This is a genomic window from Bacillus sp. JJ1122, assembly GCF_036964885.1.
GTDB lineage: Bacteria > Bacillota > Bacilli > Bacillales > Cytobacillaceae > Mesobacillus.
Window position 1 is genome coordinate 27,645 of record NZ_JBALQL010000002.1, and the last position, 22,360, is coordinate 50,004.

Annotated in this window: 32 protein-coding genes, 1 tRNA gene and 1 pseudogene; 23 read left to right on the forward strand and 11 right to left on the reverse strand. The window is 36.8% G+C overall.

The window, feature by feature from the left end; genetic code table 11:
* The first annotated feature begins 2 nt into the window (after positions 1-2).
* From V7201_RS02100 to V7201_RS02115, 4 genes are all read left to right on the forward strand, one after another.
* Entirely contained in the window at positions 3-980 is a 978-nt protein-coding gene (locus V7201_RS02100; RefSeq protein WP_335375127.1) for an ROK family glucokinase, read from the forward strand.
* Positions 981-1,260: 280 nt separating this feature from the next.
* On the forward strand, positions 1,261-3,147 hold the full coding sequence (locus tag V7201_RS02105; protein ID WP_335375128.1) for an LTA synthase family protein: 1,887 nt from the start codon (positions 1,261-1,263) through the stop codon (positions 3,145-3,147).
* A gap of 286 nt (positions 3,148-3,433) precedes the next feature.
* Entirely contained in the window at positions 3,434-4,588 is a 1,155-nt protein-coding gene (locus V7201_RS02110) for a hypothetical protein (RefSeq protein ID WP_335375129.1), read from the forward strand.
* A 19-nt stretch (positions 4,589-4,607) separates the two neighbouring features.
* On the forward strand, positions 4,608-4,919 hold the full coding sequence (locus V7201_RS02115; RefSeq protein WP_335375130.1) for an MTH1187 family thiamine-binding protein: 312 nt from the start codon (positions 4,608-4,610) through the stop codon (positions 4,917-4,919).
* Positions 4,920-4,976: 57 nt separating this feature from the next.
* Here the strand turns inward: V7201_RS02115 and V7201_RS02120 are convergent, their stop codons facing one another.
* Complete coding sequence (locus tag V7201_RS02120) at positions 4,977-5,153, reverse strand: DUF2759 domain-containing protein (protein WP_335375131.1); 177 nt, start codon at positions 5,151-5,153, stop codon at positions 4,977-4,979.
* Positions 5,154-5,273: 120 nt separating this feature from the next.
* Positions 5,274-5,741 carry a hypothetical protein gene (locus tag V7201_RS02125; RefSeq protein ID WP_335375132.1) on the reverse strand — a complete coding sequence of 156 codons (468 nt, stop codon included), beginning with the start codon at positions 5,739-5,741 and terminating at the stop codon, positions 5,274-5,276.
* A gap of 105 nt (positions 5,742-5,846) precedes the next feature.
* Here V7201_RS02125 and V7201_RS02130 point away from each other — a divergent pair, with 105 nt between their 5' ends.
* The gene (locus V7201_RS02130; protein ID WP_335375133.1) at positions 5,847-6,482 is read left to right on the forward strand and encodes an MBL fold metallo-hydrolase; all 636 of its coding nucleotides are present in this window, start codon (positions 5,847-5,849) and stop codon (positions 6,480-6,482) included.
* A 155-nt stretch (positions 6,483-6,637) separates the two neighbouring features.
* Positions 6,638-7,735, forward strand: a complete 1,098-nt coding sequence (locus tag V7201_RS02135) for a class I SAM-dependent methyltransferase (RefSeq protein ID WP_335375134.1) — start codon at positions 6,638-6,640, stop codon at positions 7,733-7,735.
* A gap of 44 nt (positions 7,736-7,779) precedes the next feature.
* On the opposite strand, the gene V7201_RS02140 is transcribed toward V7201_RS02135, so the two are convergent.
* Positions 7,780-8,025 (reverse strand): DUF2626 domain-containing protein, encoded by a 246-nt coding sequence (locus tag V7201_RS02140; protein ID WP_251482833.1) that lies wholly within the window; start codon positions 8,023-8,025, stop codon positions 7,780-7,782.
* A gap of 79 nt (positions 8,026-8,104) precedes the next feature.
* Positions 8,105-8,806, reverse strand: a complete 702-nt coding sequence (locus V7201_RS02145) for a helix-turn-helix transcriptional regulator (protein ID WP_335375135.1) — start codon at positions 8,804-8,806, stop codon at positions 8,105-8,107.
* Positions 8,807-8,999: 193 nt separating this feature from the next.
* On the opposite strand from V7201_RS02145, the gene V7201_RS02150 reads away from it, so the two are divergent.
* Entirely contained in the window at positions 9,000-9,353 is a 354-nt protein-coding gene (locus V7201_RS02150; RefSeq protein WP_335375136.1) for a Spx/MgsR family RNA polymerase-binding regulatory protein, read from the forward strand.
* Positions 9,354-9,431: 78 nt separating this feature from the next.
* On the opposite strand, the gene V7201_RS02155 is transcribed toward V7201_RS02150, so the two are convergent.
* Positions 9,432-9,503, reverse strand: a tRNA-Gln gene (locus V7201_RS02155).
* A 151-nt stretch (positions 9,504-9,654) separates the two neighbouring features.
* Between V7201_RS02155 and V7201_RS02160 the strand changes: the two genes are divergently transcribed.
* Positions 9,655-10,089, forward strand: coding sequence for an ATPase, T2SS/T4P/T4SS family (locus V7201_RS02160; RefSeq protein WP_438825005.1), 435 nt, complete (start codon positions 9,655-9,657; stop codon positions 10,087-10,089).
* Positions 10,090-10,137: 48 nt separating this feature from the next.
* Entirely contained in the window at positions 10,138-11,616 is a 1,479-nt protein-coding gene (locus tag V7201_RS02165) for a recombinase family protein (protein ID WP_335375138.1), read from the forward strand.
* 98 nt (positions 11,617-11,714) lie between these two features.
* Here the strand turns inward: V7201_RS02165 and V7201_RS02170 are convergent, their stop codons facing one another.
* On the reverse strand, positions 11,715-11,981 hold the full coding sequence (locus V7201_RS02170; RefSeq protein ID WP_335375139.1) for a hypothetical protein: 267 nt from the start codon (positions 11,979-11,981) through the stop codon (positions 11,715-11,717).
* Positions 11,982-12,140: 159 nt separating this feature from the next.
* Between V7201_RS02170 and V7201_RS02175 the strand changes: the two genes are divergently transcribed.
* The gene (locus tag V7201_RS02175) at positions 12,141-12,806 is read left to right on the forward strand and encodes a hypothetical protein (RefSeq protein WP_335375140.1); all 666 of its coding nucleotides are present in this window, start codon (positions 12,141-12,143) and stop codon (positions 12,804-12,806) included.
* 281 nt (positions 12,807-13,087) lie between these two features.
* Positions 13,088-13,831, forward strand: coding sequence for a hypothetical protein (locus V7201_RS02180; protein WP_335375141.1), 744 nt, complete (start codon positions 13,088-13,090; stop codon positions 13,829-13,831).
* Positions 13,832-14,093: 262 nt separating this feature from the next.
* On the opposite strand, the gene V7201_RS02185 is transcribed toward V7201_RS02180, so the two are convergent.
* On the reverse strand, positions 14,094-14,648 hold the full coding sequence (locus V7201_RS02185; protein ID WP_335375142.1) for a recombinase family protein: 555 nt from the start codon (positions 14,646-14,648) through the stop codon (positions 14,094-14,096).
* A 453-nt stretch (positions 14,649-15,101) separates the two neighbouring features.
* Between V7201_RS02185 and V7201_RS02190 the strand changes: the two genes are divergently transcribed.
* Complete coding sequence (locus V7201_RS02190; protein ID WP_335375143.1) at positions 15,102-15,293, forward strand: hypothetical protein; 192 nt, start codon at positions 15,102-15,104, stop codon at positions 15,291-15,293.
* Positions 15,294-15,456: 163 nt separating this feature from the next.
* The gene (locus V7201_RS02195) at positions 15,457-16,239 is read left to right on the forward strand and encodes a hypothetical protein (protein WP_335375144.1); all 783 of its coding nucleotides are present in this window, start codon (positions 15,457-15,459) and stop codon (positions 16,237-16,239) included.
* Positions 16,240-16,253: 14 nt separating this feature from the next.
* Here the strand turns inward: V7201_RS02195 and V7201_RS02200 are convergent, their stop codons facing one another.
* Genes V7201_RS02200 through V7201_RS02215 form a run of 4 tightly spaced genes read right to left on the reverse strand, consistent with a single transcriptional unit; the run spans position 16,254 to position 17,571 of the window.
* The gene (locus tag V7201_RS02200) at positions 16,254-16,403 is read right to left on the reverse strand and encodes a hypothetical protein (RefSeq protein WP_335375145.1); all 150 of its coding nucleotides are present in this window, start codon (positions 16,401-16,403) and stop codon (positions 16,254-16,256) included.
* Positions 16,396-17,070 (reverse strand): hypothetical protein, encoded by a 675-nt coding sequence (locus V7201_RS02205; RefSeq protein ID WP_335375146.1) that lies wholly within the window; start codon positions 17,068-17,070, stop codon positions 16,396-16,398. Before V7201_RS02205 ends, V7201_RS02200 begins: the two co-directional genes overlap by 8 nt.
* Entirely contained in the window at positions 17,063-17,302 is a 240-nt protein-coding gene (locus V7201_RS02210; RefSeq protein ID WP_335375147.1) for a hypothetical protein, read from the reverse strand. Before V7201_RS02210 ends, V7201_RS02205 begins: the two co-directional genes overlap by 8 nt.
* Positions 17,299-17,571: a helix-turn-helix domain-containing protein gene (locus V7201_RS02215; protein WP_335375148.1), complete on the reverse strand. Its 273-nt coding sequence runs from the start codon at positions 17,569-17,571 to the stop codon at positions 17,299-17,301. Before V7201_RS02215 ends, V7201_RS02210 begins: the two co-directional genes overlap by 4 nt.
* Before the next feature lie 226 nt (positions 17,572-17,797).
* On the opposite strand from V7201_RS02215, the gene V7201_RS02220 reads away from it, so the two are divergent.
* From V7201_RS02220 to V7201_RS02265, 10 genes and pseudogenes are all read left to right on the forward strand, one after another.
* On the forward strand, positions 17,798-17,923 hold the full coding sequence (locus V7201_RS02220) for a hypothetical protein (RefSeq protein ID WP_335375149.1): 126 nt from the start codon (positions 17,798-17,800) through the stop codon (positions 17,921-17,923).
* Between the two features lie 22 nt (positions 17,924-17,945).
* Positions 17,946-18,596, forward strand: a pseudogene (locus V7201_RS02225) (ATPase, T2SS/T4P/T4SS family); the annotation flags it as partial.
* A complete protein-coding gene (comGB, locus tag V7201_RS02230; protein ID WP_335375150.1) occupies positions 18,586-19,617 on the forward strand; it encodes a competence type IV pilus assembly protein ComGB in 1,032 nt (343 codons plus the stop codon). The pseudogene V7201_RS02225 and the gene comGB, both read left to right, overlap by 11 nt.
* Before the next feature lie 28 nt (positions 19,618-19,645).
* Positions 19,646-19,945, forward strand: a complete 300-nt coding sequence (gene comGC / locus V7201_RS02235; RefSeq protein ID WP_335375151.1) for a competence type IV pilus major pilin ComGC — start codon at positions 19,646-19,648, stop codon at positions 19,943-19,945.
* A 3-nt stretch (positions 19,946-19,948) separates the two neighbouring features.
* Positions 19,949-20,389, forward strand: a complete 441-nt coding sequence (gene comGD / locus V7201_RS02240) for a competence type IV pilus minor pilin ComGD (RefSeq protein ID WP_335375152.1) — start codon at positions 19,949-19,951, stop codon at positions 20,387-20,389.
* The gene (locus V7201_RS02245; protein WP_335375153.1) at positions 20,373-20,708 is read left to right on the forward strand and encodes a hypothetical protein; all 336 of its coding nucleotides are present in this window, start codon (positions 20,373-20,375) and stop codon (positions 20,706-20,708) included. The genes comGD and V7201_RS02245 overlap by 17 nt, the downstream gene beginning before the upstream one ends.
* Complete coding sequence (gene comGF / locus V7201_RS02250; protein WP_335375154.1) at positions 20,659-21,135, forward strand: competence type IV pilus minor pilin ComGF; 477 nt, start codon at positions 20,659-20,661, stop codon at positions 21,133-21,135. Before V7201_RS02245 ends, comGF begins: the two co-directional genes overlap by 50 nt.
* Before the next feature lie 47 nt (positions 21,136-21,182).
* Positions 21,183-21,506, forward strand: coding sequence for a competence type IV pilus minor pilin ComGG (gene comGG, locus V7201_RS02255; RefSeq protein WP_335375155.1), 324 nt, complete (start codon positions 21,183-21,185; stop codon positions 21,504-21,506).
* Between the two features lie 14 nt (positions 21,507-21,520).
* Entirely contained in the window at positions 21,521-22,018 is a 498-nt protein-coding gene (locus V7201_RS02260; RefSeq protein ID WP_335375156.1) for a shikimate kinase, read from the forward strand.
* 44 nt (positions 22,019-22,062) lie between these two features.
* Positions 22,063-22,242, forward strand: coding sequence for a YqzE family protein (locus V7201_RS02265; RefSeq protein ID WP_335375157.1), 180 nt, complete (start codon positions 22,063-22,065; stop codon positions 22,240-22,242).
* Positions 22,243-22,360: the final 118 nt, after the last annotated feature.

Sequence of the window (22,360 nt, forward strand, 5' to 3'; positions counted from 1 at the left end):
AGATGGCTGAAAAATGGCTCATAGGTGTGGACTTAGGTGGTACAACGACAAAACTGGCTTTTATAAACTTATATGGAGAAATTCTTTATAAATGGGAAATACCAACAGATGTTTCCAACGACGGGAAAAATATCACCCTTCATATCGCCAAATCGATTGATCAGAAGCTGGGAGAATTAGGTCATTCCAAAAGTGAAGTTATTGGGATTGGCATGGGAGCACCTGGTCCGGTCGATCTTTCCTCAGGTGTTATTTTTGAAGCGGTAAACCTAGGCTGGAGAGATCCATATCCGTTAAAGGATTTACTTGAGGTAGAAACTTCATTGCCGGCTGTAATCGATAATGATGCTAATTGTGCTGCACTAGGTGAAATGTGGAAAGGTGCTGGCAATGGAGCAAAAGATTTGGTTTGTGTAACTTTAGGTACGGGGGTCGGCGGAGGCGTCATCACCAATGGGGATATTGTCCATGGAATAAGCGGTGCTGCAGGGGAAATCGGTCATATTACTTCATTAGCTGAAGGTGGGGCACCTTGCAACTGCGGTAAAACGGGCTGCCTCGAAACCATTGCTTCTGCAACCGGTATTGTGAGGATTGCGAAAGAAATTCTGGATGCAGAACCATCGAGCGGTGAGCTTACAGTAGTTTTAAAAGAAACTGGACTGGTAACTGCAAAAGATGTATTCGATGCTGCCAGAAGGAACGATGCGATTGCCCTTAAGGTAATCAACACAGTTGCATTACACCTGGGAATTGCTCTGGCAAATATAGCGAATACACTTAATCCTGAAAAAATTGTCCTCGGCGGTGGGGTATCAAAAGCAGGAGATGTCCTCCTGAATCCGGTAAAAGAACAATTCTTAAGAAATTCTTTCCCAAGAGTTGCTCAGTCCACTGAGATTAGTATCGCAACGTTAGGAAATGATGCTGGTGTGATTGGCGCTGCTTGGCTGGTAAAGAATAAAATTTACCAATCATAAACCTTATGACAGGGAGTTTTCTCATCTATGAGAAAACTCCCTGTTTCATTTGAGTCAAAAGTTTCAATTTTCGGAATTTGGACTGTGGTGAAACTTTTTGAGGTTTGAATCGTCTATAATGGTGGAAAATGACATTGATGAATTATACATTTTGCCATTTAAGTTGGGTTTGCTTTTTTGTAAAAAAAGTATTAAGATTATGTTTGATTCTCGAGGGAAATGTTTATTTTCCCTAAAAATTCCCATGTCTGTTATTTAATAACAGGGAGGTTGTGAACGAATGAAAACACCTAAATGGTCAAAAGCATCCATTGTTGCCATCGCAACAATCCTGCTATGGCTGAAAACGTATATTGCCTATAAAACTAGTTTTGATATTAAAATTGAAAACTGGAGACAGGAAATTATCCTGTTCATAAATCCTTTAAGCTTCCTGATGTTCATCTTCGGAATCAGCCTGTTCATGAAGGAGAAGAACCAGAAGCGCTACGTGCTGATTACAAGTTTCATAATATCCGCAGTATTGTTCGCGAATGTTGTGTTCTACCGCTTCTTTAATGACTTCCTGACGATTCCAGTCTTATTCCAGACGAGCAACATGAGTGACTTGGGGAGCAGTGTCACCGAATTGATCAACTTCAGTGATTTATTATATTTTGCTGACTTTATCATTTTAGCCGTCCTATTAAAAATTAAACCGAAATTTATGGGATACCGAGAATATTCCAAGGTAGATCGCAGAGCATTCTTCCTCGTCGCGATCGCGATTGCTTTTTTCAATCTTGGAATGGCTGAAACAGAGCGTCCCCAGCTGCTTACAAGAACGTTCGACAGAGAAATGCTGGTAAAGAATATCGGAACTTACAATTATCATCTTTATGATGCGTTCTTACAGTCTAAATCATCTGCACAGCGCGCAATGGCTGACGGCAGTGAATTAGCCGATATCGACAATTATGTTCGAGCAAACTATTTGCCGCCTGATGAGAAGATGTTTGGTGTCGCAAAAGGCAAGAACGTAATTCTTATCTCTATGGAATCCACACAGAACTTTGTGATTAACCAAAAAGTAAATGGACAGGAAATCACTCCTTTCCTTAACGATTTCATTAAAGACAGTTATTACTTTGATAACTTCTATCACCAAACTGGTCAGGGTAAAACTTCAGACTCGGAGTTCCTAGTTGAAAATTCACTTTATCCTTTGAGCCGAGGTGCAGTTTTCTTTACTCACTCGGGGAATGAATTTACGGCTACACCGGAAATTTTAAACAAAAACGGTTACTATACAGCTTCTTTACACGCTAATAATAAGAGTTTCTGGAACCGGGACATTATGTACCAATCATTAGGATATCAGCGTTTTTATTCGCTGCCTGATTACGAAGTAACTGAAGAGAATTCAGTAGGATGGGGAATGAAGGATGTTGATTTCCTTCAACAATCTGTTCAGCATTTGAAGGAAATGCCAAAACCGTTCTACTCAAAATTCATTACATTGACTAACCACTTCCCATTTGAATTGAGTGAGGAAGATAGATTTATTCAGCCGTATACGTCCGATGATAAAACTGTAAACAATTATTTTCCAACAGTTCGTTATCAGGATGAGGCTTTGAAGCTTTTTGTACAAAAATTAAAAGATGAGGGTCTTTATGAAGATTCCATTATCGTATTATACGGAGACCATTATGGGATTTCGGAAAATCATAATAAAGCTATGAGTGAATATCTTGGCAAAGAAATTACGCCATTTGAAAGCACTCAGCTGCAGAAGGTGCCTTTGATTGTCCATATTCCTGGACAACATGGAAAGACCATTTCCACTGTTGGCGGCCAGATCGATATCAAGCCGACAATCTTGCACCTGCTTGGAATTGATACAAAGTCCGACATTGATTTCGGTTCAGACCTTTTCTCAAAGGACCGCCTTGATTTTGCTGTGCTTCGCGATGGAAGCTTTATCACGAAGGATCGTGTTTTCACACGTGAAACTTGCTATGATAAAACAACTGGTGAACCTACAGACAAAAACAGTTGTGAACCGTATATGGAAAAAGCAAAGAATGAACTTGAATACTCCGATAAAATCATATATGGTGACCTGTTGAGATTCTATGATAAGTCTGCAGGCAGCAAAGGCTCTTTCCCTCAGAGTGAAGAATAAGACCGAATAAAAACCTGTGCCCTTTGGCGCAGGTTTTTATTTTGTCATAACGATTGTATTTTCTTGGACTGGAGTGTATCTTATCTGTATCGGAAATATGCTTTGTGCCCTAGGTTATTGTTGAAAAGTAAATCTGTAAGTGTAAAAGGGATTTTATCATGCTTAAATATCAGCATGGTCTACAAAAAGAGGTTCAAATAAAGATTTATCGTAATTGTATGAAACATTTGGGTAGTATTTAACGTACAAATAAATACAATGTTTTAATCGTAAGGGTGGTGTAGTGGTGAAAGGAGACGGAGAGAATACATACAAAAAGCCTATTATGTTCTTGTTATTCATGATCCTGTTCACTTCTGCAATAAGCCTTACTGGATGCTCCCAGAATATGGAGGGTTCAATCCATGCCGGAGCCAAGCATAACCTGATCAGGCTTAAAGAAACACCTGGAACTTCTTATTTAGGAGCTAGTATCATACCAATTCAGGATGAGGATGAAGAGTTTTACAAGGCAGCAGGCTGGCTAACGAATTTATCTATCCTATATATTGCAAATAAGGGCGAGAGTTCTACTCTGTATTCCTATAATCTTGGCTCAGGAAAAGCAAATATGCTTTTTAGGAGTGAAAATCCCATTGTTGCGGCTGAGATTAGTCCAGATAAAAAGAAAATTTTAGTTCATGGTGCTGCCAAAAATAGCGGGATTTTGACGATCATCGATCTCTCAGGTAAAGAGATTTTTTCGGCAAACATAGATTCTTATGAATTAAGTTTTGAATGGAATCCATTTAATATGAATTTGCTTACGGTTTCTGCTTTTACAGAAAATTGGGATTTTAGTACTTTTTTGTTGGACTTGAATAAGAAGCAGCTAAAGGAGATTGATCTTCCAGAGCCATTTGTTCGCTGGATTTCTGATGAAGAACTTGTTTTTCAGGAGTGGCAGGAACAAAGTATGGCATTGCAGGCACCATTAAAGGTATTATCAGTTGATAATCTGAAAGCTGAGCAGCTTTTTGAGGATTTATACCAGTTCGATGCGATGGGAAAGAATCTGATCACAGTCAGGGTCGAAGAAAATGAAGATTCTGAGCTTGCATATTACACAATCTATGCACCGGGACTTGAACCAGCAGCAACCTTTAATGCACCGGTTCTGACATCTTTTTCTGGCTGGCTCATTCCTTTTTATGATTTAATGAATGATGGGAAGGAAATCTTATATTTACGTGCCCTTCATAATGGAGAGGCAGATATTTATCAGGATGGCTTTGATTTAATACGTTTAAACCTTGATACCCAAAGAGAGGAAATAATTTTTTCGGGCCAGCCCAATGAGCCAATATCCTGCTCGCCTTCTGGCGAAATGTGCCTTACCGGATTTCAGTTCGAAAAGGTATTAAACATTGATACAAAGGAAATAAATGAGCTCGTCAAATAATTCAATAGGAGAGAAACAAATGGCAATAGTAGATGTGACAGTTATACCGATTGGTACACAGACACCTAGTGTAAGTTCCTATGTAGCGGACATTCAAAAAATTCTCAAGGAGTATGAAAAAGAAGGGAAAATCCAATTCCAGCTGACTCCGATGAATACTTTGATAGAAGGTGAGCTGCCTGTATTATTTGAGGTTATTCAAGCAATACATGAGGCACCATTCAACGCGGGGATACTAAGGGTAGCGACAAATATCCGAATTGATGACCGGCGCGATGTAAAGAGGAAGATGCAAGAAAAAGTAGATCGGGTTAATGAGCTTCTGAAATAATCTTTATTTATACAAGAAAAAAAGACCACCTGAACGGTGGTCTTTTAATGCCTTCTATTAATGATGTGCAACTGGGAATCCGTGGTTAAGGACTGTCATGACTGTGAACCAGCCAAGTACTAAGAATGTTCCTCCAGCGAATACAATTCCAAGAAGGTTTTTGTTTTTAAGCGCCGTAAATGTTCCATAGCCGGCAAGTAGCGTAACTAAAGCGAAAATAATCGCCAATCCCATGATAAAGCCCCCTTCATTAAATATTTGGCAGGCATTTAGCCTTTTTGTTGAAGTTTTAGGCGGCAGCCTGTTTATGTAATTACAAGCATACACTCGTTTTTTATTGTATATTTTTTTAAATCATTTGTCGAGGTCTAAAAATTCAACTTTAACTTTATATGCCCTTACTATACCCATAATTAGCTCTTTATAGTGTTTCGCTGTAAAAAAAATCTCTCCTGCTGCTTTAAAAGTTAAGTGCTCATCTATTTGCAGTAAGGCCATCTCTTTTTGTTTATTGTCTGAACCGCTTATTTTGAAAGCTGACAACTGATCAATATATATAAATGATGCACCATCTGCATAAAAACCATAATCGAAAAAGTCAGTTCCTCGTATACCTTCTGCTATTCTGATAAGAGGATGAATTTCTTCTAATAACTCTGCATCATGCAGCAGCTTAGCTGCCTCATCGGCAAGGTTTACAGACGGATAGATAAATAAATGACCCTGAACGAGAAGGGGAGGCGCAACTGAATGAAAAAACTGCAAAAAGTCTGGCAGTTCTGAGATAAATGGTTTAGCTTCGATCCCTATTGTTTTATTCAATGTGTATGCTCCTTACAGATCTTTTGGCAAATCCTTAAATCTTATACAACAATAGTGTAGAATAAATATAATGATAATTTCAATAGAAGCTGGAGGCATTTATATATGAAATGGAAACAGATTCCACTCGGGCAATTGCAGACAAATTGTTACCTGATCATTGATGAAAATAATTCTTGTTTAATCGTAGATCCAGGGGATAATCCAAAAAAACTGACAACATTAATTGAACAACATGAACTAAAGCCGGAAGCAATCTTGCTAACGCATGCTCATTTTGATCATATAGGCGCAGTAGACCGTATCAGGGATAAATACGCAATTAAGGTATATATTCATGATAGGGAAAAGGATTGGCTTACAGATCCTGCATTAAATGGATCGAGGCATTTTATGATGAAGGAAATGATAACAGCAAGGCCGGCAGATCACTTGATTACGGAAGAAGGAGAAATGTCAATCGGCAACTTTTCTTTTTCTGTATACGAAACACCTGGGCACTCACCTGGCAGCATTTCGATCTATTTCCCTGATGACAATTTTGTTCTCGCTGGTGATGCTCTTTTCAATGGAAGTATCGGCAGGACTGATTTGCCAGGTGGAAACCATAATCAGCTAATTAAAAGTATCCATGACAGGCTTTTGGCATTGCCTGAAGAAACAGAAGTCCTGCCAGGACATGGACCAGCAACAACAATCGGCTATGAAATGGACACAAATCCATTTTTAAACGGGTTTTAACTTTCAAACTAGAAAAGCCCTTCTCTTAGAGAAGGGCTTTTCTGGGGGATGTTCTATTCATATCATGGGAGGGGATATAGTTAAGCTACTAATTAAAACAATATAATAAAGAAAACACTATGTCAATAGTGAAAAACTGTGTCTGAGGAGATATTATGAAAGAAATAATCAGCAGGGCTATTGCTTCATCACCACTTAAAATGATCTCTTACGCTAAATATATGGAGTTAGCACTTTACCATCCTTCAAAAGGGTACTATATAAAAAATCGCCAAAAGATTGGCAAAGGCGGAGACTTTTATACTACAAGCAATGTTTCAGATGTTTTCGGAAAATTAATAGGCAAATGGTTTGCTAAAAACATTGGAAGTTTAGGCCTTCCGCCATCCATTTGTGAAATTGGTGCGGGAAATGGGCGTTTTGCTCGTGCTTTCATTTCAGGCTGGAATGAATGTAGTGATGATGCTCTTACATATTACATAGTTGAGGAAAGTCCTTATCACAGGGAATTGCAATCGGAGGCTTTGGGCGGGCTGGACAATGTTCAAGTGGTTCATGCTCCGACCTACGCTGATTCCGGAATGAATGAAGGTCTTGTTTTTTCAAATGAATTGTTCGATGCCTTCCCTGTTCATGTAATTGAAAAAAAACAAGGTGTCATCCAGGAAGTCTTTATAACGTGTGAAAATGAACAGTTGATTGAAAAATTTGTTCCTGTTGAAAATGAAGAGATAATTGCATTCTTACAAAAACAAAATATTGAACTTATCGAAGGTCAGCGGATTGAAATACCTCTGGCAATGGAGGAATTCATAAAATCCATTGCAGAAACCTTATCAAAAGGGATCATTGTCACTGTCGATTATGGATATACAAAAGAACAATGGATGGAACCTTCACGAAAAAAGGGAAGTCTTCGTGGATATTATCAGCATCAAATGTTTCACGATGTCCTGCAGATGCCTGGGGAAATGGATATAACGAGTCATGTCCATTTCGATGCATTGATATCTCAGGGTGAAAAGTATGGCTTGAGCTTACTGCAAAAAAAGAGACAGGATGAATTCCTGCTGTCGATTGGCATTCTGCAAGAGCTGGAAAACCACTATGATCCAAACCCCTTTTCAGAAACAAGCAAAAAGAATAGGGCTATACGAAGTCTCATCATGCCTGGCAGCATCAGTCAATCATTTGATGTGATCATCCAGGGCAAGGGGATGGGAGCGGAATCCGATAAAATAATCAGCAAATAAAAAAAGCGATGGGAATCCATCGCTTTTTTTATTGGGGAATAGGTTTAGTGTCCTGCTCCACCAAGTGGCATCATAAATGTTGTCCAGTAAGTAAATCCTGCAAAGAAAACAGTTAAGTATGCGCCGAATACGTAAATATACATACGCTCGGACAGTTTCAAATAGCTTAAAAGCAAGAAAAATCCTGTTTGACCAAAGAAAATCAAGGACGTCGTATACATGTGACCTAAGAAAAACATCACAGCAAAGATTCCCGTCCAGAATCCTAAAACTCTGTACATACGATCCAAAGATATCCCTCCTTTACCCTACAAGTCCATCACTATCATATTATAAAGTATAGTGGAGTGAAAAGTAAACAAGGATTGATTATTGTGCAATAACAGCCTGGTAAGAACATGAGTCACAGCCAGTGAACATATTTTCCTTTTCAATCAGCTCAATGTCTCCAAAAAGAGATTCAAACATTCCTCGCAAAAACTCATAATGCATATTACAGACTGTTTCAGTGTGGTCCATGGCCACTTCTTTGAAAGGGCAATTGAAGATTTGGAAATAGATTTTTGTTTTTTCGTCATTAACTTCGAATTCAGGATAGAATCCCGTGAGCGTCGCCGCATTTTTGATTGCATTAAGCTTATGCTCAAAGCTCATATCTTCAGGAATCTGCGGATGTCGGGAAATTTCCTGATCCATCAATTCAGCCCCAAAGCGTTTACCAGTCATGTATAGAGCGTTTTTTCCAGCTTCCCCCAATGACATCATCGTCGTCATGGCAATCTTTGATAGCAGCTGATAGTCCCTGAATGGGAAGTGCAGCTGGATCACATCATCTGAAAGACGGTAAAGCCTGCTAGGCCGTCCGCCTTTGCCCGTCTTTTTCGTTTCGGAAATAAGCATATTTACATCTTCCAGCTTAGATAAATGGAGACGTGCCACATTCGGATGAATATCAAAGTTATCTGCTATTTCTTGAACGGTTACATCTTTATGCCTCTTTGTAATGTACTGATAAATATAATAACGAGTTGGATCAGACAAAACGCTTGTTATTTTTAATGTTTGTTCCACCTTAGTTCACCTCAGACCACTATTTTGCCTTTATTATAATACAGGCGAAAATAAGGTTTACACTGTTTAAACTATATGTTTAGAAAATGTTCACAACTAAATGGCGAAATGATGACAAATAAGTGTACAAAAGTTATACAAAAGTTATACAATGTAATTAATAATAAAAAAAGCGATCCAGGAGGTATGACGAATGAAAGAATTGATATTTTATTCCTATCCAAGCTGTACATCTTGCCGCAAAACGAAAAAATGGCTTGTATCAAACAGTGTGAAATTTAAAGAACGTCATTTGTTCAAAGACACTCCGACTAAAAATGAATTACTGCAAATTTTATCATTGACTACAGATGGTCTTGATGAACTGCTTGCAACTAGAGGGGGAACCTATAAAAAGTTAGGAATAGAGGTTGAAGACCTGCCTTTATCAGAAGTACTGAAACTGATGGTCAATGAACCAAAGCTGCTGAGGAGACCAATATTGACAGACGGGAAAAAGCTGATCGTGGGATTTAACCCAGACGCTTTGAAAGGGATAGCTAAATAAAATGAAAAATCGGAAGCACAACGCTTCCGATTTTTATGTGGTACTGTTATTCGTTTTAGGTAGGAATGCTCGTTCTAACTGGGCTAGCTGGATTCGAACCAACGCATGACGGAGTCAAAGTCCGTTGCCTTACCGCTTGGCTATAGCCCAATAATCAATGCTTGCTGTTGTTCGATAGTAGTATAATTCTATTTGTCATTTTTTATACACATTTAAACAAAATTATCGGCAGGAGATAAAAAGGACTTAGCGAAATATTTTATTATTACGAAAAAGGCGGTGCATACCTATTGTAAAGTCAATTGAACAACTTGCAGAAAATGTATTGAAGGATGCTTTAAGAAGCGGAGCCTCTGATATCCACATCATTCCCCGTGAAAGAGACACACTCATCAAATTTAGGCTTGGGAACCAGCTCCTCCCTCGTTTTACGCTTGAACAAGCGGATTGCGACCGGCTCATTTCACACTTTAAATTCACCGCATCCATGGATATTGGTGAAAAAAGACGGCCGCAAAGCGGTGCTTATACTTATCAATATCTCGACACAAAAATAGGCTTAAGGATTTCCACCTTGCCAGCCTATAAAAATGAAAGTATGGTAATACGATTACTCCCGCAGCAAAATCAAATCCCTTCCTTTCAAATTTCCTTATTCCCGGAAACATCCAAAAAATTAATCTCATTATTAAAGCATGCACATGGCCTTATTATTTTCACTGGTCCGACTAGTTGAGTACTTCGGGATAACAATATATAATTACCCTATGGGAAGGTGATTATATTGCTTTTTAACAATGAAAACATAAAACATGTTGCGGTTTACTTACGTTTAAGTCGTGATGAAGAAAACTTAGGAATCGAACAAGTATTAGCCAACCACCGACAAACACTCATTAATTTATGTAATGAAAATGGATGGTCTTATGAAATATTTGAAGAAGTGGCATCAAGTAGCACTATTATTAATCGAGAACAAATGGTTAAGCTATTAGACCGAATACAAAAGGATTGCTATGACGCTGTTGTAGTAATGGATATAGATAGACTTTCTAGAAATGAATATGACGCTAGTGTTATAAAAAGGATACTGTTTGAAACAGAAACTTATATAGTTACACCCTATCGAATGTATGATTTATCAAGGGATGATGACAGTCTTTTATTAGGGATAACTAACCTTATTGCTAGTGGAGAATATAAACAAATCTTAAAGCGTATGAGAAGGGGGAAAGAATACGCACAAAAGCAAGGAAACTGGACAAACGGTATTGCCCCATTAGGATATAACAAGGACACTAAAACCAAAAAACTTGTTCCTAACGAACGTGCAGATGATATTAAGTTTATCTTTTCAGAAATACTTAAAGGTACGACAATTCCTGACCTTATCAGACAGTTAGAAACCATGGGATTAGAAACAAGGGAAGGGAAATCCTTTCACTATAACAGCATTCTTAGAATAATACACAATGAGGCTTATAAAGGAATGATCGTTAGTAACAGAACTATTGGTAAACATTCAAGTAAGATTCGACCGAAAGAAGAATGGATTATTGTCCATGATGCACACCAAGCCATTATTGATGAAAAAACATGGGAATCGGCTAATAAAATTGTTAAAGAATATACCTTTAAAGCACCTAGAAGTAAGAATAGGATTTATCCAACAACTAGCCTTATTTACTGTGCTAATTGTGGAAAGGTACAAGGAAATAACTACCATCCTCATATTGATAAGTATTACATTAAACATTGTAGGTGTGGTAACAGGAGTTTTTACTATAATCCTGTATTAGCTTTAATTAAGGAAGAAGTATTGCAACATAAAGACAGCCTTTTAAAGGCACTAGAAACGCTTGAGGAAGGTAAACAGGAAGATAACACAAAGTATAGAAAGGATAATCTAATTAGACGATTAAGCAAGTCTAATACGGCTATACAAAGGATAAACTTAGCTTATGAAAATGGGATTTATGACATGTTAACTTTAAGAGAAAGGATATCTGAAAGGGAAGAAGAAATAAGGCATATAGAAGAAGAAATATTGGCATTGGAGAAGGAAGATCCGTCAGCTAAAATAAACACCCTAAAGGAACAAATAAAAGCTATTGATAGCCTTGTAGGTAAATGGGAATTCTTAGATGGTGAAGGCTATTCTGATGAACAGGTAAACCGATTATTACATGGTTTAATGAGTGGGATATTGTGGTCTTATAAAAAAGGTGCGGAATCTCCAACCATTAATATAATTTACAAATAGGGATAATCATAATTGATTATTCCTTTTTTATTTCAACACACATAAAATCCCTCTAACAGCAGATATGCCATTGAGGGAATAAGAGAAAACAATTTATCTTAGTTTTGAAGTTTTAATTGCTTTTCTGATAGCTGGACCTTAAAGAATAGCTTATAAACGGTTACCCCATCATCCTCCAATTTCGAATGACTAACATACTCAGCATCAAGGGATCTGAATTGACTGTCAATAAGATATGTATCATTGCTATTTTCAGGCTTTGAACTAAGCATATCGATTATTTCAAGGATTGCCTTTTCATCCTGGTAAGGAACTTCTCTTAAAATTTCCTGTGTAAATACATTTACAAATTCAACTCTAAACATATACCCCACCCCCTTTCTTTCTTTATCATAAGTTAATATGGATTTTTTTTCTGTGAATCTTTTGTGAATACATAAGTTTAGGTGTCCTAATCCTTCCGATTGTTGCAAGTCCCTTTTTGACGGAATAACCGTTAATAAAGTTGCAGAAGGTGAATGGACATGTTAGTTAAACAAGCTGAATTAAAGCTACTACCTATGGCTGAAAGAAAATTAGAAGGACTTAAGAAAAGAAGACCTGAAAAGGTAGATTACATTTTACAGATAGAACGGTTATGGGAAGAATATGCGATGAATCGTTCGGAATTTAATTTAAACAGGCTATTAAAACAATTAGAGTTTACAATCAACCGTAAGGCAGCATATTGGGGGAATAGATATAAGCAGATACCGACAGCCGATTTTATTAGCCGTTTCTATGAAGTAGTTTGGGAAGTGTGTATGGAATATAATCATTATCAGGACTTTTATCTATTTGAAACGGTTTGTCTTGTTATTGAACGAAGGGGAATCGACCTTACTAGAAAGCTTAAAACTGAAAAGGGGAGTTTTGAAAAAAATATCTTGCCATTAAAGGAAGAAACAGCTGACTATATTCCTGACCCACGGGTTAATGTTGAAAGTGATGTTATAGACCGTGATACAGTAGAACAAATATTAAATGAAGATTCACTTAACACCAAAGAAAGACGGCTATTACAAGCTTTGTATTGTAACCCTGAATTAAGTTACAGGGATTTAGCTAAAGTGGCAGGGTATAACCATCATACAGAAGTTACCCGTTCACTTGATAAAATAAAGATGAAAATAAATTATATTATTTTATAAAAAAGTGTGCCAAACTCACTTGAACTAACGAATATAATAATGTCTTCACAACGGGAAAAATACCTATACCACTAACTTAATAAGAGAATAGGTAAGGAAAGTAATAGGTAGGGGTAATAATTGTCGCAAATAATATAATCACACATGTTTGTGATATTCAATCATTGACTATTTACGTCCTTCCTAATAGTTCAGGGGTGTGTTTAGCCTTTTAATTTTTTTACCTTTGCAGGAAAATATCTCCTTTTGTCGAATTGTATTCGTGAAAAGGGGGGGAAGTTATGGAATTAAAAGATTTAATCACTATTCTTGTCGAACAGAACAAGAACTACAAAGATATGCTTACTTGGTCAATAGGTAGCATAATCACTATTTTAGTTATTTTTCTAACCGCAAACTTTTTTACAATGAGAAAATTTAGGGAAGATGAAATTGAAAAGATTAAAGCGTCAGTTTTGCTTGACTTAAAAAACAATTCAATACCTTCTTTGAAACAGGAAGTAAATGATCAATTGGACTTGAAGTTTACACAGCAAATCAGTACAGTGGAATCAAAGGTAACGCAGGAAATCAGTACATTAGAATCTAAGTTTACTCAGGAAATCTCTACATTGGAATCTAAGTTTACTCAGGAAATCAGTACAGTGGAATCAAAGGTTACGCAACAGGGAAATACCGTGAACTCAAAAGTCAACAGTTTAGAAAGAATGTTGAAGGATCTTTCTGAAGACAACTCTAAATTAGAAGGAAGATTATACGAACTAACAGGGGACTTTTATACTGAAAATGAGGTTTTTATAAATGCGTTTAGTTATTATTTAAGGGCTGGAACAGCATATCATAAAGCAGATTCAATGGGATTCATACCTAATATTTTACGAAAGTTAGAAAAGACAGCAGGTAATCTTCCTCATGTACAATCCGAAATAAGGGATTTCAATATCTTCGCGAGTTTACTTACAGAAGAAAATAAGTCTCAAAGTGATAAGATTCGTGATATTTTAGTTAAAGTAACTCCTTTATAATTTGAATGGCACCCTAATGGGTGCCTTTTATTTGGACCAATTATTAGACAAAATTACAATAATATCATGAAGTTACAATGTGCAAAATTGTGCTTGGGTGCTTTTTTTGATACCTATACTTAAAATTATTATAGTCATAAATCCAATTGTAAATAGCTTCCTATAAAGTAAGCTGATTGATATGTTCCCACGTGTGCATAAAGAAATAACAGTGTTAATGAAATAGTTCATTCTTAAATTATTCATAACAATAACAGTACTGTTAAAGTACTGTTTTCATCTTAGCACGTATAAGCGTACTTTTAGATATTCCTGTCATGCTTTCTACTTCTTTATATGAGTTAGTTTCTAACAGTTTTAATGCATGTGCTATCTGTTTCTTTGTAAACTTCTTAGGTCTACCTTCTCTAAAGTCCTCACGTTGCCTTGCAATAGCCTTACCTTCTTGGGTACGTTCTACAATCATATCTCTTTCAAACTCAGCAAAGGCACTCATAACGTTAAATACAAGCCTTCCTGTAGGTGTATCTTCTACTAACCCCATGTTTAGAATATGTACCTTTACCCCTTTATTAAATAATTCCTTTACTGTTTGTATTGCATCAATAGTGGATCTTGCAAAACGGTCTAGCTTGGTTACTACTAATGTATCCCCTTGTTGAAGCAGGGTAAGCAGTTCCTTAAATTTTGGTCTGTCTGCTTTAGTTCCTGTAAACTTCTCGGATAATACTTTGTCACATCCTTCTTTTTCTAATGCTTGTAATTGGGACTCTAAATCTTGATTAACAGTACTTACCCTTGCGTAACCATATTTCATGTTATTTCCCCCTGAATTTTTGACACTAAGTTATGAACCACATTGATAGCTTGATAATACAGAACTCTAAAATAGGTGTCAATACTTTAAAGATATGACACTTTAGAATTTATATAAATATAAACAGTTTATAAACAGTTAGACTTTATTTCCAATGAAGGATTATTGTAGTTATCCACAAATTCACACCCCCTACTAGTACATATTTTTTGAAAATATATTATTTTATATATAATCCTAGATTACTTATTTGCTTTTAGTGCAACTTTTGCAATGTATTATTTATGATGATTTACGGTAATTCAAAAGTAAGGATAATAAATAAACGAAAATTCCCATACTTCTAGGGACAATACTGAGGAAGGCTTACGAAATAAATAAGAAATATAGTGAACGTCCTAGTTTGCTTATTCCGACTATTGAAATAAGGACAGTATAAAGGGGGAAAGTACTGTGGAAAGAAAGAAGGATAAAGTAAGCATGATAGAAATGAAATACAAGGTAGGCAGCGAAGGGTACTTCAAAATGAAAAGAACAGGGGATTCAAATGAAAAGAAGGGAAGATGGAAGTTATCCATACTACAACAAGTAATAATCACCATAGGGTTTATACTGATTAGATTAATCTTTGGTAAGATCCTTTAGGAATATAACAAAGATTAAGGAAGGGTATCCTAGGGGGACATGGGGGACTCCCTACCCCGAACTGTTGTCTGAAAAAAATATGCCATAGTTGCTAGGCTTTTTTGTGGTAGAATATGGTATAGTTTTGTGATTGATTGGTTGTTTTAATTTAAAGTTATTTAGATTGGATGTGTTTAAAATCGAATGGTTTGCAAGGATAAACGGACAAGAATATGAATTGAAACGTTTATCAGAAGTTTTTAATTCACTTGAAGCATGTGTTCAATTAGAAGATGATGATGATAATCAATATATACTAAAATCAATCCATTTTACTGATTGTAAGAATTCAACGGAAGTACTTAATAAAGCAAAAGAATTGATACAAAGGATTAATGGGATTGGAAAATTAACTATTGATTTCTTTAATAGTTTACAGATAGATTCTATTGTGCAAATCGAAGAAGATGGGGGAAAACGTGTTAGCAAGTTCTTTGATACATCAATTATGATAGGCAGATCATATGCGACGGCAAGATTGACGATTATTAGGGATGGAGAAATTATAGAAGAAGAAGATGATGATGATGATGTAATATCAGTTCAATCAAATTGGTTAGTTCTAGCAGAAATTAATGAGAATGTTAATACTGTAATAAGGCTTTTATCCAAAGGGATAGATAGCTGGGTAAATTTATATAGACTTCTTGAAGTAATTGAAGGGGATTTAGGAAGAAAAAGAAAGGTATCTGATAAGGGATGGATAACTGATAAAAAACGTACTCTATTTAGACGTACAGCCAATAGTGTAACTATATTAGGTGATGATGCAAGACATGGGTTTGATGATAGTGAACCACCGCCAAACCCAATGGACATAACTGAAGCGAAATCACTGATAATAAAAGTCATTAAAGAGTGGTTAAATGAAAAGATTATTATTGAACAAACTAAAATAAACACCTAAAGCTACTGACTTTGTTAATCAGTAGCTTTTTCTTTTCTAATTCTTATATCGTTTCTTTTTTGTATAAATTCTGCAACCTTGTCGTAATCAACTTTTGATTCTTGTTCCTGTTTTAACTGTTCAATACCCTGAATAATCTTGATTAATGGATTATGTTTAATCATTTTCTACTTCCTTTCTAGGATTATTCATTGTTATACTGCCATCACAGGCGGCCCAAACTTCATTACGGTTAATCAAATAAGGATAGGGATAGCTGAACACAGGTTTAATTTTACTGTTTGAAAGGACATTATAGGTTGTTCTATATTTCTCATTGACCTGTTTATCCATTAGTACTTCATTAGCTTTTGACACTTGTTGTAATTCCGTATCTAAACCCTTTTTCAGATCCATTAAAGCAGTTAGTAAATCATACTTAACTTGTTCTAATACTGCTGTCATTCCATACTTCATATTGATTATTGAACTATCCTTACTACTAGCATCTTTAAAGGCAGGTGCAAACTTTAATTTGAGTTTCTGATATTCTTCTTTTAGTTCTTCTAACAATGTTTCCAAAATGGCAATCTCATTGTTAATTTCCTTAGCATTCAGTTGAAGATAAATTAAATCATCTACATTACGGTAAACCTGCTGTTCTTGGAAGTTGTTTACTTGCTTTTTCATTAAATCTGACAGTCGTGTATTTAGATGTTCTTGCCGTTCATCTAGCTTTGATTCTTCCTTTTCATATTCAGTAATAACCTTTTTGGTTTCTGTAAATAAGGACATCTCCTCAATTGCATTATCCAATTCCTTACGGTCTATTGAGATTAATTGTTTAGCCATTTTCTCTTTCCCCATTCTGTAATATAGATTTTGAATGTAACAAGACTAGGATTAACTGTTTCTTAATAGCAAGTTGACGATTAATTTCATCTATTTCATTTTGATGAGTCACCTTTAGGCTATTCAGGTTACTTAACTTATCTAATTGGCAGTGAAGCTTTTTATCTATTTCCGATATATCGAATGTCTTTACAATCTCCTGTGCTAACAAATCCTTCTTGGGTTTATTCATGCCTTATAACCCCGTATTTCCTTCATTTCAATTAACTTTCTAATAGCATCTATCTCATGATTGCTTATACGCAAAGAACGGATAGCCTGCCTGATCCTACTTTCATAAATAGGTGTTAAATCAAGTTCACCTTTCTCTAACTTAGCAATTACTGATTGGTCTATCCCCGAGATTCGTCCAAACTTTTCTTGGGTACAGTTCCTTGCAAGTCTGATATAGCGAATCATTGGATAAGTTATTTCTTGTTTATACGGTAAGCGTTGTCCCATTTGTTCACCTTCTTTTTCTTAAATTAGGAAGTTATAGCAAATAAAAAAGTAGATGGTTAATAGCCGCAACTGTAACTCCCTTAATACTAAGTTTTTGAAATATCACAAAAACACAGGTTATTTATTAAATTAATTAAACAATGTCCTATTCTCATCTTTATTTGCAAGTACGTGTCAGAAGGGGTTTTTAAATAACTTCTTACATACATGTAATGGGGTGCAACAAATGGGGAAAGCCACAAATGAAAAAAAGAAACCTGTCAAAATATCAGTAATAGTTTTTAACGAACCATCCAGTGAAGCTATAATAAACACAGCAAAGATTTTAAAGACTTTAGGCATTAATGCTTAGAGTCTTTTTTATTTATAAAAAATTATCCCTAAAAACTGGTCAAACAGGCAGCGGCAAAACCACGACCCTTTATTCAATGCTGTCTGAAACATCGGAAATCGTGAACCGCAATGTTATTACACTAGAGGACCCGATTGAAAAACCGAGTGAAACGGTGCTGCAGGTCCAAGTGAACGAACGGGCTGGCATTTCCTACTCTGCAGGCTTGAAGGCGATATTAAGGCATGATCCTGACATTATCATGGTTGGAGAAATCAGGGATAAAGAGACTGCTGAAACTGCAGTCCGTGCCGCACTCACTGGCCATCTTGTATTGACCACGATGCATACCAGGGATGCGAAAGGAGCGATTTACAGGCTGATCGAATTTGGCATCAACTGGCAGGAAATTGAACAGACGCTCATTGCCGTGACGGCCCAAAGACTTGTCGAGCTGACATGCAGATACTGTGATGATGGTTGTTCACCATTTTGTTATTCTTCTGGAAGCGGAAAAAGGGGGAATGTTTTTGAGATTCTTACAGGAAGGGATCTTATAGCTGTACTTAAAGAAGCAAGAGGAGAACCACATTCTTACCACTATAAAACATTAAAAGACGCCATCACAAAAGGAATTGCGCTCGGTTATATCAAGGAATCAGAATACCAAAGGTGGGTGCTCAATGAAGGATAATAAATGGCCAGTTGAGGAACAGGCCCGATTCCTGAAAAGGGCAGGTGAATTATTGGCCCGTGGCTACCCATTAGCAGAAGCGATTGAGTCATTAACATTTTATCTTGAGAAGAAAAGAAAGAATGACATAAAAAATAGTCTTGGTCAATTACGTGAAGGGTATCCACTGTATTTGATACTTGAACAGCTTAAGTTTAATAAGGATTTAGTTAGCTATGTTTATTTTGCAGAGCAGCATGGAGGTCTGGCTCATGCTGTAAAAGAAGGCAGCGAAATGGTGCTTAAAAGGGAAAGTGACCTTCAGCGATTGAAAAAGATTGGTTCCTATCCGCTTTTTCTTGTGCTGCTGACTGGTGTGTTATTTTTCTTCGTTGACCGGCTCCTGCTCCCAAAATTCACTTCGCTTTTTACCGACATGAATCTCTCCCCTAATTTATTTATGCAGTTTATTTATTCAACCGCCTCCATATTTCCATTTATTCTGTACTCCGTGTTAGCATCAATTATTTTGACCATAGGTTATTACTTATTGGTTTTTAAAAAGCTCTCTCCTATTGAACAAAAAGCAAAGCTTACAAGTGTGCCTCTGGCAGGCAAGCTTTTAAAGCTTTTTTATACCCATTTTTTTTCGGTTCAATTGAGCTATTTATTTTCAGGGGGCCTTTCAGTTTTGGACGCGTTGAAAGTGTTTGAGAACAATCGGCACGAACCATTCTTAATGGAAATAGGAAAGGGGATTATTTACAAGCTTTCCAGGGGGCAGGATTTGGATGCCGCATTAGATGCATACCCGTTTTTTGAAGACGAATTGGCAAGGGTTGTCCGCCATGGCCAGAAAAATGGCAAGCTGGATCAAGAGCTTTATTTTTACAGCAGGCATTGTCTTAATCAGCTGGAAGAAAGGACCGAAAAAACAATGAAAATCATCCAGCCGGTATTATACAGCTTTATTGGACTGCTGATTATATCATTGTACCTGGCGATTTTGCTTCCAATGTTCCAGTTGTTACAAGGAATATAAATTATCTTTAAAAGGAGTATTAAACAAAATGAAAAATCAAAAAGGATTTACATTGATTGAAATGATGATTGTATTGTTGGTGATATCTGTCTTATTAATCATAACAGTACCTAATATTTCAAAGCATAGTTCCAATATTAATACGAAGGGCTGCGAAGCCTATATGAAGACAGTAGAGGCTCAGGTTCAGGCTTATAAAATCGATCATAATAAAACCCCGACTTTTGCCGAGCTAAAAACAGAAGGGTATCTGAAAAGCGATGAAGGTAAATGCCCGGACGGATCAGTACTTCTGATTTCGTCAGATGGTGCAGTTACAAAACAATAGTATATGAATAATTCAAAAGGTTTTACATTGGTGGAAATGCTGGTCGTCCTGTCAGCACTTTTCATGCTCAGCTCAACCACAATCTTCTTATTCACTCCGCAAGATGCAAATCTTGAAACGAACCTCTTTTTTGCTCAATTGAAATCAGACCTTCTTTATGCACAACAGTATGCCATTTCCCATCAAGAGAAAATAGCCGTCCATATCATGCCGGAAAATAATTTTTACTATATTCGGAGTAATGAATATGGGGATGCATATTTGATAAAAAGGCATTACTCGCCTGATATAAAGATAGTGAAAGGGTCGATGAGTTTATATTTTCAATATATGCCAGACGGGAATATCGATGGTTTTGGTTCACTTTATATAAAAATAAAAAACAGGACGTACAAGCTGATGATTTTGATTGGAAAGGGCAGATTCTATGTTACGGAAGAGTGATGGTTACTTTCTTGCGGAAATGATTCTTTCACTGGCTGCTTTTGTCATGGCGGCATCCGTTATTCTCCCAGTTGCTCTAATGGTTATCAGCCAAACTGTGCAGCTAAGAGAGGATGCTGCGGCTGATCATGTGATATTTGACGAGCTGATGTATATAAAAATTACCGGATCAGAATCGGGCAGGGGGAGTGTTTGGAGGGATGGAGTATTATTCGATGTAGCTGTTTACAAGGAGGATATCAGTACATCAAGGGAGGTATGTGTGCATTATGCTGGTGAGAATCAAAAAGAGAATGAGAAATGTGCCTTTGTTGAATGACAGGGGTTTCACTTTCCTTGAAATGCTCTTGTCATTGCTCACTTTTTTAATGATTGCTTCGGTATTTCCTGTCGGCATGAGAGTGATCCTGGATAATGGACTGATTGAGAGCGGGATACGCAGGATGGAGTGGGAAATCTTCAGCAGCCAGGTCAAAAAGGAAATACGCTCTGCTGACGAAATGACAGTTAACCCAGAGAACATCATGATGAAAATTGATGGAAAGGTAATTCTTTATGAAAAGTACGGCACTAGCATACGGAGAAGAGTGGATTTTCAAGGGCATGAAATCTTATTGCAAAACCTTTCTAGTTTTCGATTCGAAAGGATTGAGGAGGGATTCGAGATGACCGCATCTGATCTTAATGGAGTTAAGCATTTTGCAAGGTTTCAAAATTATATCAAAGTAGGAGAGGTTTCGTCATAAATGAAAAAGGCTTCATATACCCATTAACATTGATTTTCCTCATACTAATGTCTTTATTTTTGCTGACGGTCACGGAACAGTATGTGGCAGAGAAGCGATTTTCCAAGGAAACAAAAGTGATTCGGCTGGAAGAGTATTATATGCTATGTTCAATAAAGCAGGCAGAGTCGATGATGATTGCAGATCGTTTACCGACAACAGGCACAATTGACTTTAAGAATGGTACAGTGATATTTAATAAAACATCGCTTTCGGAAAATATGGAAGAAATAACATTTACATTGAAGCTTAAGAGCGGAGAGAGAGCCATAGGCACTGGCAGATATGACAAGCAATTGGGGAGGATGGTAAAATGGATAGAAAGAAATTGATAGGGGATTTTTAAATGAATGCCATTTACTTGATTGGCTTCATGGGTGCTGGCAAAACTTCAGTATCCAGGAAGCTTGCCGAAGCATTAACCGTTACCCATTTTGACACTGATCTTGAAATTGTGGAAGCTGCTGGAAAATCAATTAATGATATTTTCGCTAGCGAAGGGGAAGCTAAATTCCGTGAAATTGAATCGGCTGTATTAAAAACGATGCCACAATATGATGCAGTGATAGCAACCGGTGGAGGCGTAGTATTAACTGAAGAAAATAGACGTCAGATGAGAAGCAGCGGAACCGTCATCTTTTTATATGCGGAAATCGGTGAAATACTTCAACGGCTGGGAGGAGATCACTCAAGACCTTTGCTGCAAGAAAATAAGCTAGAAGCAGCGCAATCTTTGTACAGCAGCAGGCTGCCACTATACCGCCAGACAGCACATTTCGAAATCGATACGACCTCAAAGTCCGTTTCAGAAATTGTAAAGGAAATTATTGTTAGTATGAATTGAACAGAGATGGTTATACTTGTTATCGAAAGAAGGCAGGTGTAAACATGAAAACAAATGATTATGTGAAATATATTACCCAGACTTTTGTGAAGTACATCGATCAGCCAAAAGAAGAAAGAAAAAAAATGAAACAGGCAAAAAAAGAAGCAGAAGCAACCTTTCTATACAGGTGGTTTGGAATTCTGCCTTTTCTGTTGATGTCCAGTATAAAAAAGAAAAGATAAACTAGCAAAACCCGGCTGAAAGACCAGTCCGGGTTTTGTTTTTGATTAGGAAATTATAAAATTTTTTAGGTGTGGATAACTCAAGCCGGATTTACTTAATCCAGCTCCAGCGCCTAGC

Coding starts and splice junctions, on each gene's coding strand:
- V7201_RS02220 (WP_335375149.1), top strand. CDS start 17,798: ATGGGGAAAGCCACAAATGAAAAAAAGAAACCTGTCAAAATATCAGTA.
- comGB (WP_335375150.1), top strand. CDS start 18,586: ATGAAGGATAATAAATGGCCAGTTGAGGAACAGGCCCGATTCCTGAAA.
- comGD (WP_335375152.1), top strand. CDS start 19,949: ATGAATAATTCAAAAGGTTTTACATTGGTGGAAATGCTGGTCGTCCTG.
- comGC (WP_335375151.1), top strand. CDS start 19,646: ATGAAAAATCAAAAAGGATTTACATTGATTGAAATGATGATTGTATTG.
- V7201_RS02185 (WP_335375142.1), bottom strand. CDS start 14,648: ATGAAATATGGTTACGCAAGGGTAAGTACTGTTAATCAAGATTTAGAG.
- V7201_RS02215 (WP_335375148.1), bottom strand. CDS start 17,571: ATGGGACAACGCTTACCGTATAAACAAGAAATAACTTATCCAATGATT.
- V7201_RS02210 (WP_335375147.1), bottom strand. CDS start 17,302: ATGAATAAACCCAAGAAGGATTTGTTAGCACAGGAGATTGTAAAGACA.
- V7201_RS02135 (WP_335375134.1), top strand. CDS start 6,638: ATGAAAGAAATAATCAGCAGGGCTATTGCTTCATCACCACTTAAAATG.
- V7201_RS02205 (WP_335375146.1), bottom strand. CDS start 17,070: ATGGCTAAACAATTAATCTCAATAGACCGTAAGGAATTGGATAATGCA.
- V7201_RS02260 (WP_335375156.1), top strand. CDS start 21,521: ATGAATGCCATTTACTTGATTGGCTTCATGGGTGCTGGCAAAACTTCA.
- V7201_RS02100 (WP_335375127.1), top strand. CDS start 3: ATGGCTGAAAAATGGCTCATAGGTGTGGACTTAGGTGGTACAACGACA.
- V7201_RS02120 (WP_335375131.1), bottom strand. CDS start 5,153: ATGGGATTGGCGATTATTTTCGCTTTAGTTACGCTACTTGCCGGCTAT.
- V7201_RS02130 (WP_335375133.1), top strand. CDS start 5,847: ATGAAATGGAAACAGATTCCACTCGGGCAATTGCAGACAAATTGTTAC.
- V7201_RS02245 (WP_335375153.1), top strand. CDS start 20,373: ATGTTACGGAAGAGTGATGGTTACTTTCTTGCGGAAATGATTCTTTCA.
- V7201_RS02115 (WP_335375130.1), top strand. CDS start 4,608: ATGGCAATAGTAGATGTGACAGTTATACCGATTGGTACACAGACACCT.
- V7201_RS02170 (WP_335375139.1), bottom strand. CDS start 11,981: ATGTTTAGAGTTGAATTTGTAAATGTATTTACACAGGAAATTTTAAGA.
- V7201_RS02175 (WP_335375140.1), top strand. CDS start 12,141: ATGTTAGTTAAACAAGCTGAATTAAAGCTACTACCTATGGCTGAAAGA.
- V7201_RS02150 (WP_335375136.1), top strand. CDS start 9,000: ATGAAAGAATTGATATTTTATTCCTATCCAAGCTGTACATCTTGCCGC.
- comGG (WP_335375155.1), top strand. CDS start 21,183: ATGTCTTTATTTTTGCTGACGGTCACGGAACAGTATGTGGCAGAGAAG.
- V7201_RS02200 (WP_335375145.1), bottom strand. CDS start 16,403: ATGATTAAACATAATCCATTAATCAAGATTATTCAGGGTATTGAACAG.
- V7201_RS02265 (WP_335375157.1), top strand. CDS start 22,063: ATGAAAACAAATGATTATGTGAAATATATTACCCAGACTTTTGTGAAG.
- V7201_RS02105 (WP_335375128.1), top strand. CDS start 1,261: ATGAAAACACCTAAATGGTCAAAAGCATCCATTGTTGCCATCGCAACA.
- V7201_RS02180 (WP_335375141.1), top strand. CDS start 13,088: ATGGAATTAAAAGATTTAATCACTATTCTTGTCGAACAGAACAAGAAC.
- comGF (WP_335375154.1), top strand. CDS start 20,659: ATGCTGGTGAGAATCAAAAAGAGAATGAGAAATGTGCCTTTGTTGAAT.